This window comes from Pseudomonas sp. MF08831, from assembly GCF_059862645.1.
Genome location: NZ_JCBCUX010000018.1, coordinates 13,895 through 28,622, shown reverse-complemented (window position 1 = coordinate 28,622; position 14,728 = coordinate 13,895). Strand labels below are relative to the sequence as shown.

The following is a 14,728-nucleotide window of genomic DNA, read 5'->3' as shown; positions in this document are numbered from 1 at the left end:
ATCCATGCAACGCTTTACCTCACCCCACTTGACGGTGGTCCCGTTGCTGTTCAGCGTAACGGTGCCGTTTGCCCATGCTGAAACACTGCAACTGGCGCCCATCGACATCAATGCCGACGACATTCTCACCCAGCAGGCTCGAGACAAGAGTGCGACACTGGGTCCACTGGGCGAGCGGCGCCTACAGGATGTGCCGTATTCGCTCAGCGTGGTTTCTCGCGATCTGATCGACAGCCAGCAACTGAAAAGCTTCAAGGACATCATCCGTTATCTGCCGTCAGTGCAGGCTGATGGCGTACGCCCCCAGACCCGAGGCTTTCAAGGCAGCGTGGTGCAGAACAGCCGGCTTGATGGGCTCAATATCGTCTCGACCACCGATTACCCAGCCGAACAACTTGGCGGCGTTGAAGTGCTCAGTGGTCTCTCCGGCTCCCTGTATGGCCCGGCGAACCCGGCCGGAACGTTCAACCTGCTTTCCAAGCGCCCGACTGATTACACCCTTAACCGCGTCACTGTCGGGGTCGGCACCGGCCTGAGCTGGTTGAAAACCGCCGACCTCAGTGGCCCGTTCGACCCCGCTGGCAAGATCAAATACCGCGTCAATCTTGTCGACGAACAAGGCCATGGCTACGCGCCTGGTAGTACCTTGCGGCGGCAGTTGGTGAGTTTGGCGACGGATTTCCAGCTCAGCGACGACAGCGTTATCGAGACTAACTTCAGTCACTACAACTACCTCGCCAAAGGTTTTCCGGGGAAGTTCGCCGTGGCTTCCGGTGTGACATTGCCCAACGCACCTGACCCTACGCGCAACAATCTGGGGCAGAGCTACGCAGGTGACAACAACACCACCGACACCGCCAGCGCACACTTCAAGCACGACTTCGATGGCAACTGGAAGCTCGATGTTGGCGCACTGCGCCAGATCGCCGACCGTGAATCGACCGGGGTGACCAACACCCTGATCAATAACAGCGGTGTTTACCGCACCTCGGTCTCGAGCATCACCGCCAGCCGCTTCACGATCAACAGTTACCTGGCCAGCCTCAACGGCAGCGTGAATACCGGGCCGGTCCGGCATGAACTGACCTTTGGCCTGACCGGGTTCGACTGGGACAACTACAACCCGGTCGCCGGTAGCGCCCAGACGCTGGGCACAGGCTCCCTGAGCAACCCCGCTAACTTTGCCGAGCCCGACTACCCGGATTTCACTCAACGTTATCATTCGGCCAACACTCAACAACGCTCGCTCATCGTCGCCGACACCCTGACGTTCACTCCCCAATGGAGCCTGATGCTCAGCGGTAGCCAAAGCCATTTGACGGCGGATAACTACACGTTGAAAGGGGTGCACACGTCTTCCGAAGACTCGGGCATCAGCAGCGCCAGCAGCCTGATCTACAAACCCATCGACGACCTCACGCTCTACCTCACTTACGCTGACAGCCTGCAACAAGGCGACAGTGCAGCCGCGGGCAGTAGCAACGTCGGCAGTATTTTGGCTCCGTATCGCAGCCGGATGTGGGAGGTGGGCGGAAAATGGGTGGTCAGTGGCGTCAACCTGTCGCTCGCGGCGTTTCAGATCAAGCGTCCTTTTGCCTACACGCAAGCGGATAACGTTTATGCCGTTGCCGGTGAGCAGCGCAATCGTGGTCTTGAATTCCTGGCCGACGGTAACATCACCACCGATTTGAAGATGTATGGCGGTATCACCTGGCTGGACCCCAAGCTGCTATCAACGGGGGATGCCAATACGGAAAATACTCGTATCGTCGGGTTGTCACGAGTAACCGCCAGCCTGTTGACCGAATACCGTATTGATCAGGTGCCCGGGCTGGCCGTCAACCTCAACGCCCGCTACGCCGGTGCCCGCCCAACCGATGATAGCAACGATCATTGGGTTGGCAGTTATCAGACGTTTGACATCGGTACCAGTTACAGCACGCGTTTCATGCAGCGCGATACCGTCTATCGCCTGGAAATGACCAACGTCGGCAATGAGCATTATTGGACCAACATCGTCCCTGGCGGTTTAAACGGCTACACCGGGGCAGGGCAGTCCAGCGCTTCACCCGGTCTACCACGAATGGTACAAGCCTCTATTCAGGTGGATCTGTAATTGAGGGGCATGGCGCGGTGCAAAACGCTGGTTATCGGGCTGCTAATGACCAGCCTGATGGCTCGCGCGGCGCCTGCACCTGAAGCCCAACAAGCCGATACACAGGCCCGGCAGGTCATCGATGACAGTGGTCGGTCCGTCAGCCTGTCGGGCAAGCCCCGGCGTATTGCCGATGCCTGGTACGCCCATCACGTGTTACTGATGACACTGGGCGCCGGTGACCGCATCGTCGCCACCGTCAACCATGCGCGCAGCCAGCCCTGGATGTTCAGGCTACTGCCGAGCCTGAACCACGCGCTTAGCGTAGACGCCACGGCATTCAACGTAGAGAGCCTGTTGGCCGAGCGTGTCGACCTGGTCTTCACCTTGGCCAGCGATCCACAGGCGCGGGCTTACGAGCAGGCTGGCCTGCCTGTCATGCGCATGGGGTTCACCGATTTGCCTGGCTTGCAGCACTCGCTCCTGACGACTGCTCAGGCGCTCGGTGGTGCCCGGCCCCTCGCGCGCGCCAAGGCGTACAACGCCTACCTCGATGCCGAACTTGGCAGAGTAGGGCGCAAGGTCGCAGGCCTTGCCACCGAGCAGCGCCCGCGGGTGTTGCACATCAATTCGATCAACCCGCTGAAAGTGGACGGCAGCGACACGTTGATCGACGACTGGATCAAGCTGGCCGGAGGGCGGAATGCGGCAGTTGGGCTCAAGGGCAACCTGCAAGTGGTATCGGCTGAGCAACTGCTGGCCTGGCAACCGGATGTGGTGATAGTGGCGGCCGGCGCGGGGGAACTCAAGCAAGCCGCGCAAGCCTCACTATTGGCTCAATTGACGGCCGTTCAGCAACGCCGCGTGCTGCGCAACCCGGCAGGGGTATTCCCGTGGGACCGCTATGGCACCGAAGTGGCGCTGCAAATCGAATGGGCGGCGCAACAGCTTCACCCTGATCTGTTCAGTGACATCGACATGGTCCAAAGGACGATCACCTTCTATCAGCAATTCTTCGACTACACCCTGAGTGAAACCGATGCCAGGCGTATGCTTCAGGGTCTGCCTTGACGCCTTGTTGCAAGCGGCCTAGGTTCTAGAACACGCATCATCAGACGTGAGTCAATACTCCGTAGAAGGCTGCTCTGTCGTGGCAGCACCTAGGCATCTATCGGCTCCCGCCCTTCGGTGATGAGTTTGTCTGTGGAGTGATCCTGGAGATTAAGCGCAAGGTACCTGGTGTCCGTAAACCCGTAGGCCAACCAAGGTGCCGCTGGACTAAATCGACGTGGGCAGTGGTACGCCGTCCTACAAATCGATACCGGTGAGGGTGGTGTGTTCGCAGCACAATTGAGTTAGGCCGGGCTGTAGATCCGCGGCGCGTTTCGGTGAGGCACATGGATCAGGTTGAGGTGGTGCTTGCGCGCCCACTGCACCGTTAACACGGTGGGCGCCGACAAGCTGACCAGGGTGCCGAAGCGGGCCCTGACCGCTTTGTGAATCAGCTCCAGACTGCAACGGCTGGTGACCACCGTGAAGCCGCTGCGGGCATCGACTCCGGCGTGTTGCATGGCCCCGATCAATTTATCCAGCGCATTGTGGCGACCGATATCCTCACGGCACAGCAGGGCTGTGCCTTCAGCACCGAAGTGCAAGGCCGCGTGCAGGGCGCCCGTGCTTTTTCCCATTATCTGGGCTTCTTCGATACGCTCCCGCAGGCCCTTGAGGTGTTGCTTTGGCGGCAGGGGCGCCGGCTGCAGACTCTCCAGTTGCGGCAGGGCCTGCTCCAGCGCCTCCACTCCACACAAACCGCAACCGCTGGTGCCCGCCATTTGCCGTCGATGATCTTTCAACGCCCAGAACGCCCGGCTCGAGATCTGTACGTCGGCCTGGCAAGCTTGGTCAAAGTGCGTGAGTTGAATGTCGTAGATTTCATCCAGGCTATCGACGATTGCGTTGCTCACGCTGAAGCCCCGGATGAAGTCTTCGATATTGCCGGGTGAAACCATCATCACCGCCTGGCTCAAGCCGTTGTAGATAATGGCCAGGGCGATTTCCGCCGCCAGCGCCGCTTGGGCAACCTGGGCGTCTTCGTCATATTCTCGATAGGACACGTTGACCGGCTGTGGGGCCGGGGCATTGGCATCGCTTGGTTCAACGGACTGCTCGATTCGGCAAATCATGAGTAAACCTCCGATACGCTAGTTTGAGCCCTGGGTGGCAAACAGCTGTTTAGCTTCTGCAAAACACTTTTCGGCGATGGCCGAGCGCGGTTCGGTTTTACGCATCACCATGCCCAGTGGTGCGAGCACACTCGCATCCGGCAGGTTGATAAACGCTAGATTCTCGATGGGGTTTTTCAGGCCGCTGCCCAACGGCATGATCGCGCAGCAAAAACCTTCGTGGATCGCCTGGAACAGTTGGTACGTCGAATCGCTTTCGAGTATGGGCTGGGGGTCGAGGCCGCGGCTGCGAAAACTCAGGTCAATGGATTTTCGATAGTGCATGCCGTTGCTGATCATCCCCAGAGGCAATTCGGCGGCGTCTTCCCAGCTCATTTCCGTGCCTTCAAAATGGAAGTGGCGGGTGTCGTATAGCAGGCCGACGCGAGTCTCGCCCAGTTCGAAAAAGTCCAGGTAATTGGGGTTGACGTGGTCCAGGTAACACACGCCCAAGTCCAGCTGGTTGGTGCCCAAGGCTTCGATGATCTTGTCAGAGCTCATGGACGACAGGCTGAACTTGAGTTCCGGGAAGGTGTGAGAGAGCCTTTGGATGTAACTGATCGGGTTGAAGCCGCTAAGCGGCACCAGACCCAGGCGCAAGTTACCCACTAACTGGCCACGACACGCAGCGGCTTCAGCGAACAACCCGTCATGGGCGGCGAGCAAGGTGCGGGCCCAGGCCAACACACGATCACCGGCTTGGGTGAAACCTTCGAACCGTTGGCCTCGGCTGACCAACTCCAGGCCCAATTCATCCTCCAGGTTGCGCAAGCGCATCGACAGGGTCGGCTGGGTGATGTGACAACGCGCAGCGGCCTGGCCGAAGTGGCGGGTCTGTTCCAACGCGATCAGGAATTTGAGTTGCTTTATGTCCATTTAAGGCACCTGCCTGGGAAAAAGTAAGAGGTCCTAATGAGTGCCAGTGTCGATATTCACGGACCACAGCGAAAGAGATACGCAGACGATCTCATTGTAGGGCCAGCGCGTCCAATAACCCGTATTGAAGGCATGATCGATTCACTCGATAACCAACCAAAGGCACGCAGAAAAACCAGCGATAGAGAGGCTCGATAACCCGGTAAGCCGTAACGATTAGACAGTCATCGTTTGAGCGCTTTAGCCTCAGGCAATTATTTTGATGATGGCCTGCCGGAGAATGACATGAGCGTAACGTCGGATGCATTGTTTGTACCGTTGAATATTGCGGTGTTGACTGTCAGTGATACCCGGGAATATGCCAATGATACCTCAGGGCAACTGCTGGTCAGCCGGCTGCTGGAAGCCGGGCACAGCCTCAGTGAGCGCAACCTGCTCAAGGATGACCTGTACAAGATCCGCGCGCAGGTCGCGACTTGGATCGCCAGCGAGCAGATTCAAGTGGTGTTGATTACCGGCGGCACCGGCTTCACCGGCCGCGACAGCACGCCCGAGGCGGTGAGCTGTTTGCTGGATAAGCAGATTGATGGTTTTGGTGAGTTGTTCCGCGCAATCTCAATCCTCGATATCGGCACTTCCACGGTACAGAGCCGTGCCTTGGCCGGGCTGGCCAACGGCACGCTGGTGTGCTGCCTGCCAGGCTCGACGGGTGCCTGCCGGACGGCATGGGAAGGCATTCTCGCCGAGCAACTAGATGCGCGCCACCGGCCGTGCAATTTCGTGCCGCACCTCAAGTCGGTGGCATTGTGCGGGACACGAGGGTGAGCCGTTCGCCGCTGATGTCGGTGGAGGAGGCTATTGCCTCGCTGCTGGCCATGGCGCAGGTGCAACGTCTGCAAGACAGCGAACTGGTGGTGTTGAGCGAAGCACGGCAACGCGTGCTGGCCAATGACCTGATTGCGACCCTGGATCTGCCGCCGTGGCCGAACAGTGCCATGGATGGCTATGCCCTGAACGTCGGCGATTGGACGGGCGAGCCGCTGGCGGTGTCGCAACAGATTTTCGCCGGCGTTGCACCTGAGGCGCTGCTGCCTGGCACCTGCGCTCGCATCTTCACCGGCGCACCGGTGCCTGCCGGGGCTAATTGCGTCCAGATGCAGGAAAACGCCCAAGTGCTGGAAGATGGCCGCGTGCGCTTCACGCAGCCGCTGAGCGTGGGCCAGAACATCCGCCCGCAAGGCCAGGAGAACCGGGCAGGCCAGGTGTTGCTCGCGGCCGGCAAGCGGCTCGGGCCTTTCGAGTTGGCCATCGCGGCGGCGCAGGGCTGTACCCATGTGCCGGTGGTACGGCGGCCACGGGTGGCATTGCTGTCTACGGGCGACGAACTGGCCGAGCCGGGTACGCCCCTGAAGCCCGGCTGCATCTACAACAGCAATCGCACCTTGCTCAGCCATTGGCTGGGTGCGTTGGGATGCGAGGTCATCGATGGCGGCATTCTTCCCGACCAGCCGCAACGCACCCGGCTCAAGCTGGAACAACTGCAACATGCCACCGATTTGATCCTCACCACCGGTGGCGTCTCGGCCGGGGATGCCGATTGCCTCGGTCAGGTGCTGCGCGAATGCGGCAAGCCATTATTCTGGAAACTCGCGATCAAGCCGGGCAAACCCTTGACCGTGGGCTACTTTGGCAATGTGCCCATGATCGGCCTGCCCGGTAACCCGACCTCGGCGTTGGTGACATTCGGGCTACTGGCGCGGGCATACCTGTTGCGTATCCAGGGGGTCGAGGACGTCACGCCACTGAGCTTCATGGTTAGCATCACTTTTGACTGGCCTAAAGCTGGCAATCGCCGGGAATACCTGCGGGCCAGGCTGGAGGAGGGCAAGGCAGTGTTATATCCCAACCAGAGTTCAGGCGTGTTGCTGGGCGCTTCGTGGGCAGATGGGCTGGTTGAAATTCCTGAAGGCCAAACGCTGCAAGCGGGTGACACGGCACGCTTTATTCCGTTCTGCGACTTGTTCTAAGGCGAGTCAGGTGCGCTGACTGTGGCGAGCAAGCTCCCTCGCCACAACAAGCCTCTAGACCGCCCAGCGCTCCTGCGCCAACCGATCACTTTCCCTTTCCTCGACCCAACGCTCACCCGCCGGCGTCTGTTCACGCTTCCAGAACGGCGCGCGAGTCTTTAGGTAGTCCATCAGGAATGCACAGGCGTCAAAGGCGGCCTGCCGATGTTCACTTGCCACGCCGACAAAGACAATGGGCTCACCGACCTTCAACGCGCCTACACGGTGCACGATGCTCACCCGTTGCAATGGCCAGCGCTCATGGGCTTGATCGACGATCAATTGCAAGGAGCGCTCGGTCATGCCCGGGTAATGTTCAAGGAATAATTCGCTGACCTGGTCCCCTTGGTTGATATCGCGCACATAACCCACGAACGTGGCCACGGCGCCGACGCCTGGGTCTTCGGCGTGGACGCTGCGGGTCAGTTCACCCAGATCGAAAAGCGCCGTCTGAACCTGCACAGGCATGGATCAACCTCCGGTCACGGGTGGGAAGAACGCAATTTCGTCGAAGTCTTCTATCACCGCGTTTGGCGTACACAGTTCTTGATTCAGCGCGCACATCAGGCTGGACTCACCCAGCACTTGCTGCCAGATCTCACCTCGGGCACACAGTCGTTGCCTGACGTCCTCAATGGTGCGCAAAGACTCATCCAGCGTGATTTTTTCGCCACCGCTGCCCAGTTGATCGCGATAACGCGCAAAGTAGCTGACCAGGATCATTGGGCTTCACCGGCGATAAAAGTCCCCGACTTGCCGCCCTCTTTCTTCAGCAACTGGATACGGTCAATGATCATCCCCCGGTCCACCGCCTTGCACATGTCATAGATCGTCAAGGCTGCCACGCTGGCTGCGGTCAGGGCTTCGAGTTCGACGCCGGTCTGGCCGGTGAGCCGGCAGGTACTGACGATCCTCACACGGTCGGGTTCGACGGCCTGCAGTTCGAGGTGAATCGAACTGAGCATCAACGGGTGGCAGAGCGGGATCAGTTCATGGGTTTTCTTTGCCGCCATGATCCCGGCGATACGCGCGACCGCAAAAACGTCGCCCTTGGGGTGTCCATTGTGCTGGATCAACTCCAAGGTCGACGGCTGCATACGCACCCAAGCCTGGGCCTGGGCTTCACGGGTGGTGGCTATCTTGTCAGTGACGTCGACCATGCTAGCCCGGCCGGCAGCGTCCAGATGTGTCAGTGAGTGTGGGTGTTCGTGCATGGGGGACCTCGGATCAGTTCAGAATGAAATCGATGGGTTGCAGCACGGGAGGCAGTTCTGTCGCGCCATTGGCGTGGAGGACTTCGCGTTCAATAGTGCGCACGATGGCATTGGTCGGCAGGTCGTTTTCGTCATAACCAAAGGGGTCTTCCAGCTCATCGCCAATCGCATCCAGGCCAAAAAACGTGTAGCTCACGATCGCGGTGAAGAGTGGCGTCAGCCAACCCAATGGCTCGGCCATTGCGAAGGGCAGCAAGATGCAAAACATGTAGCTGGTGCGGTGCAACAACAGCGTGTAGGGGAAGGGCAGCGGGGTACTTTTGATGCGCTCGCAAACCGTTTGTGTACGGGTCAGGTCGCTCAAGTGCCCGGCCATCACCTGGTAGCGCCATTCGCTGATGTTCCCCGACTCGGCCAGCGTCGAGCATTGCTGGGTGACGCGGCCAATGATGCTTTCAGGAATGTTGGGCGTGTTGACTGAGGGCAGCCGGTCCAGCCAAGGCTCCGCCACGCTCAACTCGTCTTCATGACGCAGCCTGGCATTCAACGCGTGGGCGAATCCACACAGGTTGCGCAGGATGTCACGGCGCTGGCTGGCATCCTTAATGACTTGGGTTTCGCGAATCATTGCGCGCACCTGCGTCACCATCACGCCGAGCGCTTTGCGCCCTTCGTACCAGCGGTCATAGCAGGCATTGTTGCGAAAGCTCATGAAGATCGACAGTGACAAGCCCAACAGCGTGAACGGTGTGGCGTTGACCCTGGAAAAGTAGGCTGGGTGCAGGGTCTCGACCAGCACGATCGCCGAGGCCAGCAGTGTCACCAGCAGGCTGCGTTGTGCGATGCGCCGGGCGACGGAGCCCTTTAGCGAAATCAAGACACCGATCAGGTTGGGTTTGGCTCGGACGATCATGCGCTACAGCCTTCTGCAAAAAGAGGGAAAACCGGGCGGTTAACCGCCCGTCATGTTCATGAAACGGACAACCTGCACCTCATCGTTGAGCTCGAAGTTATGCCGGTAGGGCTTGAGTTTCATCGAGTCGAGAATGGCACTCTCCAGTCGTTGCGGCTCACCTGGATAACGGCGCAGGACCTCCTTGAGATCGACCGAATGCTCGTTGCCCAGGCACAGTAGCAGCCGGCCTTCAACGGTCAGTCGCACGCGGTTGCACGTGCCGCAGAAGTTGTGGCTGTGCGGGGAAATGAAGCCCAGGCGAATATGCGGCGCCTCGGCCAGGCGCCAGTAACGTGAAGGGCCTTGGGTCGATTCCGCAGAGTCGATCAGGGTATAGCGCTCGGCGATACGCTCGCGCACTTGCGCGCTGGAGTAGAACGCCTCGGCACGGCTGTGTTCGCTGATGACGCCCAAGGGCATTTCTTCGATAAACGAAATATCCACGCCCCGGTCGATGGCGAACGCCACGAGGTCGTTGATTTCGTGATCGTTACGCCCCTTCATCACCACGCAATTGAGTTTGGTGCGTTGAAAACCCGCCGCATTCGCCGCGTCGATACCGGCGATCACCTTGGCCAAGTCACCGGTGCGCGTCAGTTCGCGAAAGCGCTTTGGGTCCAGGCTGTCGAGGCTGATGTTCAGGCGTTTGAGCCCGGCATCGAACAACGGTGCGGCCAGCTTGCCCAGCTGTGAGCCGTTGGTGGTCATGCACAACTCGCGAAGGCCGGGAAGCGCCGCGATGCGCCGGCACAGCTCAACCACGCCCGGGCGGATCAAGGGTTCGCCGCCGGTCAGGCGGATTTTTCGCGTGCCAAGCGTCACAAAACTTTCAGCTAACTGATAAAGCTCTTCCAACGTGAGGATGCGCTGGCGCGGCAGGAATTCCATGTCTTCAGCCATGCAATACACACAGCGGAAATCGCAGCGGTCGGTCACCGACATCCTGAGGTAGTCGACCCGGCGAGAAAAACTATCCATCAAGATCTGGTCGGTCATTAAAACCTCCGGCAGCGACTCATTGAGCGTAGTCAGGGCGCTGGTTTTTTGGGGGCTCGATAGGAATAAGAGCCTTGTTTGTGTTGAGGCTAATGTTGTTTTTGAAGTTCGTCTAATCACTATTAGTAACCGGCTGATCGACGAAATCTATGAGGATTTATTTGTATTTTTGCTGCGGTTTTATGGTTGTATCTTGTTGAAAAAACAGACTATTCATATTGATAGATGGTTTCGATGATGTGGTCATTATTTATGATTAGACAGGGAATTTAGGCGCGCATAGTCTGAACGCGTAACCCGAAGTAGAGCCCGTGAAACGGGTCGGCGCAAATGATGTTTAGTTATTTATAAATATTTTTGCGTTTTGCGATGCCTGAAAAAAAACCATTAATAAGGGCTTTAAGTTAGGCCGCCGCCTACGTGTGAAGTCTTGGAGAAATACCATGAGCGAAGTTGAGCGTTATAAACCGTACAAGGGGGCGGCTGCAGGTTGGGGCGCACTGATTGCGGTGACGAAAAACTGGCTGGGCAGTGAAAACGCGTTCAAGAACATCCGCGCGATGCTCAAGACCAACCAGAATGGCGGCTTTGACTGCCCGGGTTGTGCGTGGGGCGAGTCGCCGGAAAACGGTATGGTCAAGTTCTGCGAGAACGGCGCCAAGGCGGTTAACTGGGAAGCCACCGGGCGCCTGGTCAACCCGGCATTCTTCAATAAATACACCGTGTCGCAGTTGGCGGCGCAAAGTGATTATTGGCTTGAATATCAGGGGCGCCTGACGCACCCGATGCGTTACGACGCCTCGCTGGACCGTTATGTCGAAACCAGTTGGGACGACGCCTTTGCCTTGATCGCCAAGCACCTCAAGGAGCTGACGTCGCCGGATCAGGCAGAGTTCTATACCTCGGGCCGCGCCAGTAACGAAGCCGCTTATCTGTATCAACTGTTCGTTCGCGCCTACGGTACCAACAACTTTCCCGATTGCTCGAACATGTGCCATGAGGCCAGCGGCCTGGGCATGGACGACAGCGTCGGCGTAGGCAAAGGCACGGTGACGTTTGATGACCTGGAGGAGGCTGATGCGATTTTCGTCATCGGGCAGAACCCGGGCACCAATCACCCACGCATGCTCGAACCACTGCGCGAGGCGGTGAAGCGGGGCGCCCAGGTGATTTGTTTCAACCCGCTCAAAGAGCGTGGTCTGGAACGTTTCCAGCACCCGCAGCATCCGCTGGAGATGCTCACCAACGGCTCCGAACCCACCTCGTCGGCGTACTTCCGTCCGGCCCTGGGGGGCGACATGGCCGCGTTTCGTGGCATCGCCAAGTTCCTGCTGGAATGGGAGCGTGATGCGCTGGAGAACAATGGCGAGGCCGTATTCGACCGTGCATTCATTGCCGAACACACCTCGGGCCTCGAGAGCTACCTGGCGGAAGTGGACGCCACTTCGTGGGAACACATTGTCGAGCAATCCGGCCTGAGCCTCGCCGACATCGAGCTCGCTGCGCGCATGTACCGCCGCGCCAAACGCGTCATCATGTGCTGGGCGATGGGCGTGACCCAGCACACGCACTCGGTGGTGACCGTGCAGGAAATCATCAACGTGCAGCTGTTGCGCGGCAATATCGGCCGGCCGGGGGCAGGGCTGTCGCCAGTGCGTGGGCACAGTAATGTGCAGGGCGACCGCACCATGGGAATCAACGAGCTGGCGCCACCGGAGTTGATCAATGCGCTGGAAGCACGCTTTGATTTCAAGGTGCCACGTCGCCATGGCCACAACACGGTAATGGCGATTGCAGCCATGGAAGATGGGCGCTCCAAAGTGTTCATTGGCCTGGGCGGCAACTTCGCGCAGGCGACGCCGGACACCCCACGCACCCATGCCGCGTTGCGCAATTGCGACCTGACCGTGCATATCGCCACCAAGCTCAACCGCAGCCATTTGGTGACCGGTCGCGAAGCCCTGATCCTGCCGTGCCTGGGCCGTACCGATATCGACATGCAGGAAGAGGGGCCGCAAGGCGTGACGGTGGAAGACACCTTCAGCATGGTGCACATTTCCCATGGCCAGCTCAAACCCAAGTCTTCATTGATGCGCTCGGAGCCGGCCATTATCGCCGGGATCGCCAATGCAACGCTGGGCAAACATCCGATCGACTGGCTTTGGGCGGTGGCTGACTACAGCCGTATCCGTGACTTAATCGCCGACACCATTCCCGGCTTCAAAAACTTCAACAAAAAACTGCTGCACCCTGGCGGCTTCCACCTGGGCAACAACGCGGCGCAACGCATTTGGAAAACCGCCAGCGGTAAAGCCCAGTTCGCCTCTAGCGTGCTGCCCGCTCACTTGGTCAGCGAAGGCGTACGCAACCTCGACGTCAAGCCGGACCTGATCCTGCAGACCATGCGTTCCCACGACCAGTACAACACCACGTTGTACGGGCTCGATGACCGCTATCGCGGCGTTTATGGCATGCGCGATGTGGTGTTCGTCAATGAGCAGGACATTCGCAAGCTGGGCTACGAGCCAGGGCAAAAGGTCGACATGGTGTCGCTGTGGGGCGATGGCCGGGAGCGTCGGGTCAGCGGCTTCACGTTGATTGCCTACGATATTCCAGCCGGCCAGGCCGCTGCCTATTACCCGGAAACCAACCCGTTGGTGCCGTTGGAAAGCTATGGCGACCGCACCTATACCCCGACGTCGAAGTTCATCGCCATTCGGCTTGAACCTGCGCCGGCCAGCAACCTGATTCAGTCCCTCGGCGCTTGAGCCGGACCGGGGTGGCCTGAGCGTCGCCCCGGGTTTTGCTGATCACTGGACACCGTGCGTCACGGGCCGCGAGGCCCAAGGCAACCGGGCTTGACCACTATGAGGGTATCGTCATGTTCAATCTTGAGGCGCTGGACCTGGCGCGAATTCAATTCGCGTTCACGGTCTCGTTTCACATTATCTTCCCCGCCATCACCATCGGCCTGGCCAGTTTCCTGGCCGTGCTTGAAGGGTTGTGGCTGAAAACCAACAACTCGGTCTACAAGGACCTGTATCACTTCTGGTCGAAAATCTTCGCCGTCAACTTCGGCATGGGCGTGGTGTCGGGCCTGGTCATGGCTTACGAGTTCGGCACCAACTGGAGTCGGTTTTCTGACTTTGCCGGGAGCATCACCGGGCCGTTGCTTACCTATGAAGTGTTGACTGCATTCTTCCTAGAGGCGGGCTTCCTGGGCGTAATGCTGTTTGGCTGGAACCGAGTAGGGCGTGGGTTGCACTTCTTTTCCACGGTCATGGTTGCCATCGGTACGTTGATCTCCACGTTCTGGATTCTGGCCTCCAACAGCTGGATGCAGACACCACAGGGGTTTTCCATCGTTGACGGACGGGTCATGCCGTTGGACTGGTTCGCCATCGTCTTCAACCCGTCGTTCCCGTTCCGTTTGGCGCACATGGCCATTGCGGCGTTTGTCGCCACCGCGTTCTTTGTCGGTTCGTCGGCCGCCTGGCATCTGCTGCGCAAGAACGACACGCCACCGGTGCGCAAGATGCTTTCGATGGCGATGTGGATGGCGTTGATCGTGGCGCCAATCCAGGCGGTGGTCGGTGACGCCCATGGCCTGAACACCCTGGAGCATCAACCGGCGAAAATTGCCGCTATCGAAGGGCACTGGGAGAACGTCGGTAACGAGGCGACGCCGCTGGTGCTGTTCGGCATTCCCGACATGGACGCCGAAAAGACCCGTTATGCGATCGAAGTCCCTTACCTGGGCAGCCTCATCCTGACCCACAGCCTGGATAAACAGATCCCGGCGCTCAAGAGCTTCCCTAAAGAGGATCGGCCGAACTCAACGATCATTTTCTTTAGCTTCCGGATCATGGCCGGGCTCGGGATGTTGATGATCTTCACCGGATTGCTGGGGCTTGCATTGCGTCGAAATGGCGCGCTGTATCGCAACCGCCTGTTCCTGCGCCTGGTGTTGTTCATGGGGCCAACCGGTCTTATCGCAATGCTGGCCGGGTGGATCACCACCGAGGTCGGTCGCCAGCCGTGGGTGGTCTACGGGCTGCTGCGCACTGCCGATGCAGCGTCCAATCACACCGTCACGCAGTTGAGCATCTCGCTGGCGTTGTTTGTGGTGATCTACTTCTCGGTATTTGCCGTGGGTATCGGCTACATGATGAAGCTGGTACGCAAGGGCCCGCAGCCCCATCACGACCATCCGCCTCAGGGCGGCCCCGGCCAGGAGCGCACGCCACGCCGTCCCCTGTCCGCTGTCACCGAGACGCTGGCGTCCGGCGACCACATCAACTGAT

13 protein-coding genes are annotated in these 14,728 nt (G+C 59.1%); 6 read left to right on the top strand and 7 right to left on the bottom strand.

The window, feature by feature from the left end:
* Positions 1–4 precede the first annotated feature (4 nt).
* Entirely contained in the window at positions 5–2,116 is a 2,112-nt protein-coding gene (locus tag AC19YS_RS28205; RefSeq protein WP_200625441.1) for a TonB-dependent receptor, read from the top strand.
* Between the two features lie 45 nt (positions 2,117–2,161).
* The gene (locus AC19YS_RS28200) at positions 2,162–3,166 is read left to right on the top strand and encodes an ABC transporter substrate-binding protein (RefSeq protein ID WP_500603154.1); all 1,005 of its coding nucleotides are present in this window, start codon (positions 2,162–2,164) and stop codon (positions 3,164–3,166) included.
* Between the two features lie 284 nt (positions 3,167–3,450).
* Here AC19YS_RS28200 and fdhD read toward each other — a convergent pair whose 3' ends face one another.
* Both fdhD and AC19YS_RS28190 read right to left on the bottom strand, forming a co-directional pair.
* Positions 3,451–4,278 (bottom strand): formate dehydrogenase accessory sulfurtransferase FdhD, encoded by an 828-nt coding sequence (fdhD, locus tag AC19YS_RS28195; RefSeq protein ID WP_500603152.1) that lies wholly within the window; start codon positions 4,276–4,278, stop codon positions 3,451–3,453.
* A gap of 18 nt (positions 4,279–4,296) precedes the next feature.
* Positions 4,297–5,193, bottom strand: coding sequence for a LysR family transcriptional regulator (locus tag AC19YS_RS28190; protein ID WP_200625438.1), 897 nt, complete (start codon positions 5,191–5,193; stop codon positions 4,297–4,299).
* A 285-nt stretch (positions 5,194–5,478) separates the two neighbouring features.
* On the opposite strand from AC19YS_RS28190, the gene moaB reads away from it, so the two are divergent.
* Positions 5,479–6,018 (top strand): molybdenum cofactor biosynthesis protein B, encoded by a 540-nt coding sequence (moaB, locus tag AC19YS_RS28185; RefSeq protein WP_200625437.1) that lies wholly within the window; start codon positions 5,479–5,481, stop codon positions 6,016–6,018.
* On the top strand, positions 6,015–7,220 hold the full coding sequence (locus tag AC19YS_RS28180; protein WP_500603151.1) for a molybdopterin molybdotransferase MoeA: 1,206 nt from the start codon (positions 6,015–6,017) through the stop codon (positions 7,218–7,220). Before moaB ends, AC19YS_RS28180 begins: the two co-directional genes overlap by 4 nt.
* Before the next feature lie 54 nt (positions 7,221–7,274).
* Here AC19YS_RS28180 and moaE read toward each other — a convergent pair whose 3' ends face one another.
* The 5 genes from moaE to moaA are packed head-to-tail and all read right to left on the bottom strand — an operon-like array spanning position 7,275 to position 10,424.
* Positions 7,275–7,727, bottom strand: coding sequence for a molybdopterin synthase catalytic subunit MoaE (gene moaE / locus AC19YS_RS28175; protein ID WP_500603150.1), 453 nt, complete (start codon positions 7,725–7,727; stop codon positions 7,275–7,277).
* Positions 7,728–7,730: 3 nt separating this feature from the next.
* Positions 7,731–7,982, bottom strand: a complete 252-nt coding sequence (moaD, locus tag AC19YS_RS28170) for a molybdopterin converting factor subunit 1 (RefSeq protein WP_500603149.1) — start codon at positions 7,980–7,982, stop codon at positions 7,731–7,733.
* Positions 7,979–8,473, bottom strand: coding sequence for a cyclic pyranopterin monophosphate synthase MoaC (moaC, locus tag AC19YS_RS28165; protein WP_200625433.1), 495 nt, complete (start codon positions 8,471–8,473; stop codon positions 7,979–7,981). The genes moaD and moaC overlap by 4 nt, the downstream gene beginning before the upstream one ends.
* Before the next feature lie 13 nt (positions 8,474–8,486).
* Positions 8,487–9,386 carry a bestrophin family protein gene (locus AC19YS_RS28160; RefSeq protein ID WP_200625432.1) on the bottom strand — a complete coding sequence of 300 codons (900 nt, stop codon included), beginning with the start codon at positions 9,384–9,386 and terminating at the stop codon, positions 8,487–8,489.
* A gap of 39 nt (positions 9,387–9,425) precedes the next feature.
* On the bottom strand, positions 9,426–10,424 hold the full coding sequence (gene moaA, locus AC19YS_RS28155; RefSeq protein ID WP_200625431.1) for a GTP 3',8-cyclase MoaA: 999 nt from the start codon (positions 10,422–10,424) through the stop codon (positions 9,426–9,428).
* A gap of 443 nt (positions 10,425–10,867) precedes the next feature.
* Between moaA and AC19YS_RS28150 the strand changes: the two genes are divergently transcribed.
* Together AC19YS_RS28150 and AC19YS_RS28145 are read left to right on the top strand one after the other, a co-directional pair.
* A complete protein-coding gene (locus AC19YS_RS28150; RefSeq protein WP_500603148.1) occupies positions 10,868–13,192 on the top strand; it encodes an FdhF/YdeP family oxidoreductase in 2,325 nt (774 codons plus the stop codon).
* A gap of 113 nt (positions 13,193–13,305) precedes the next feature.
* Positions 13,306–14,727, top strand: coding sequence for a cytochrome ubiquinol oxidase subunit I (locus AC19YS_RS28145; protein WP_200625429.1), 1,422 nt, complete (start codon positions 13,306–13,308; stop codon positions 14,725–14,727).
* Position 14,728 lies beyond the last annotated feature (1 nt).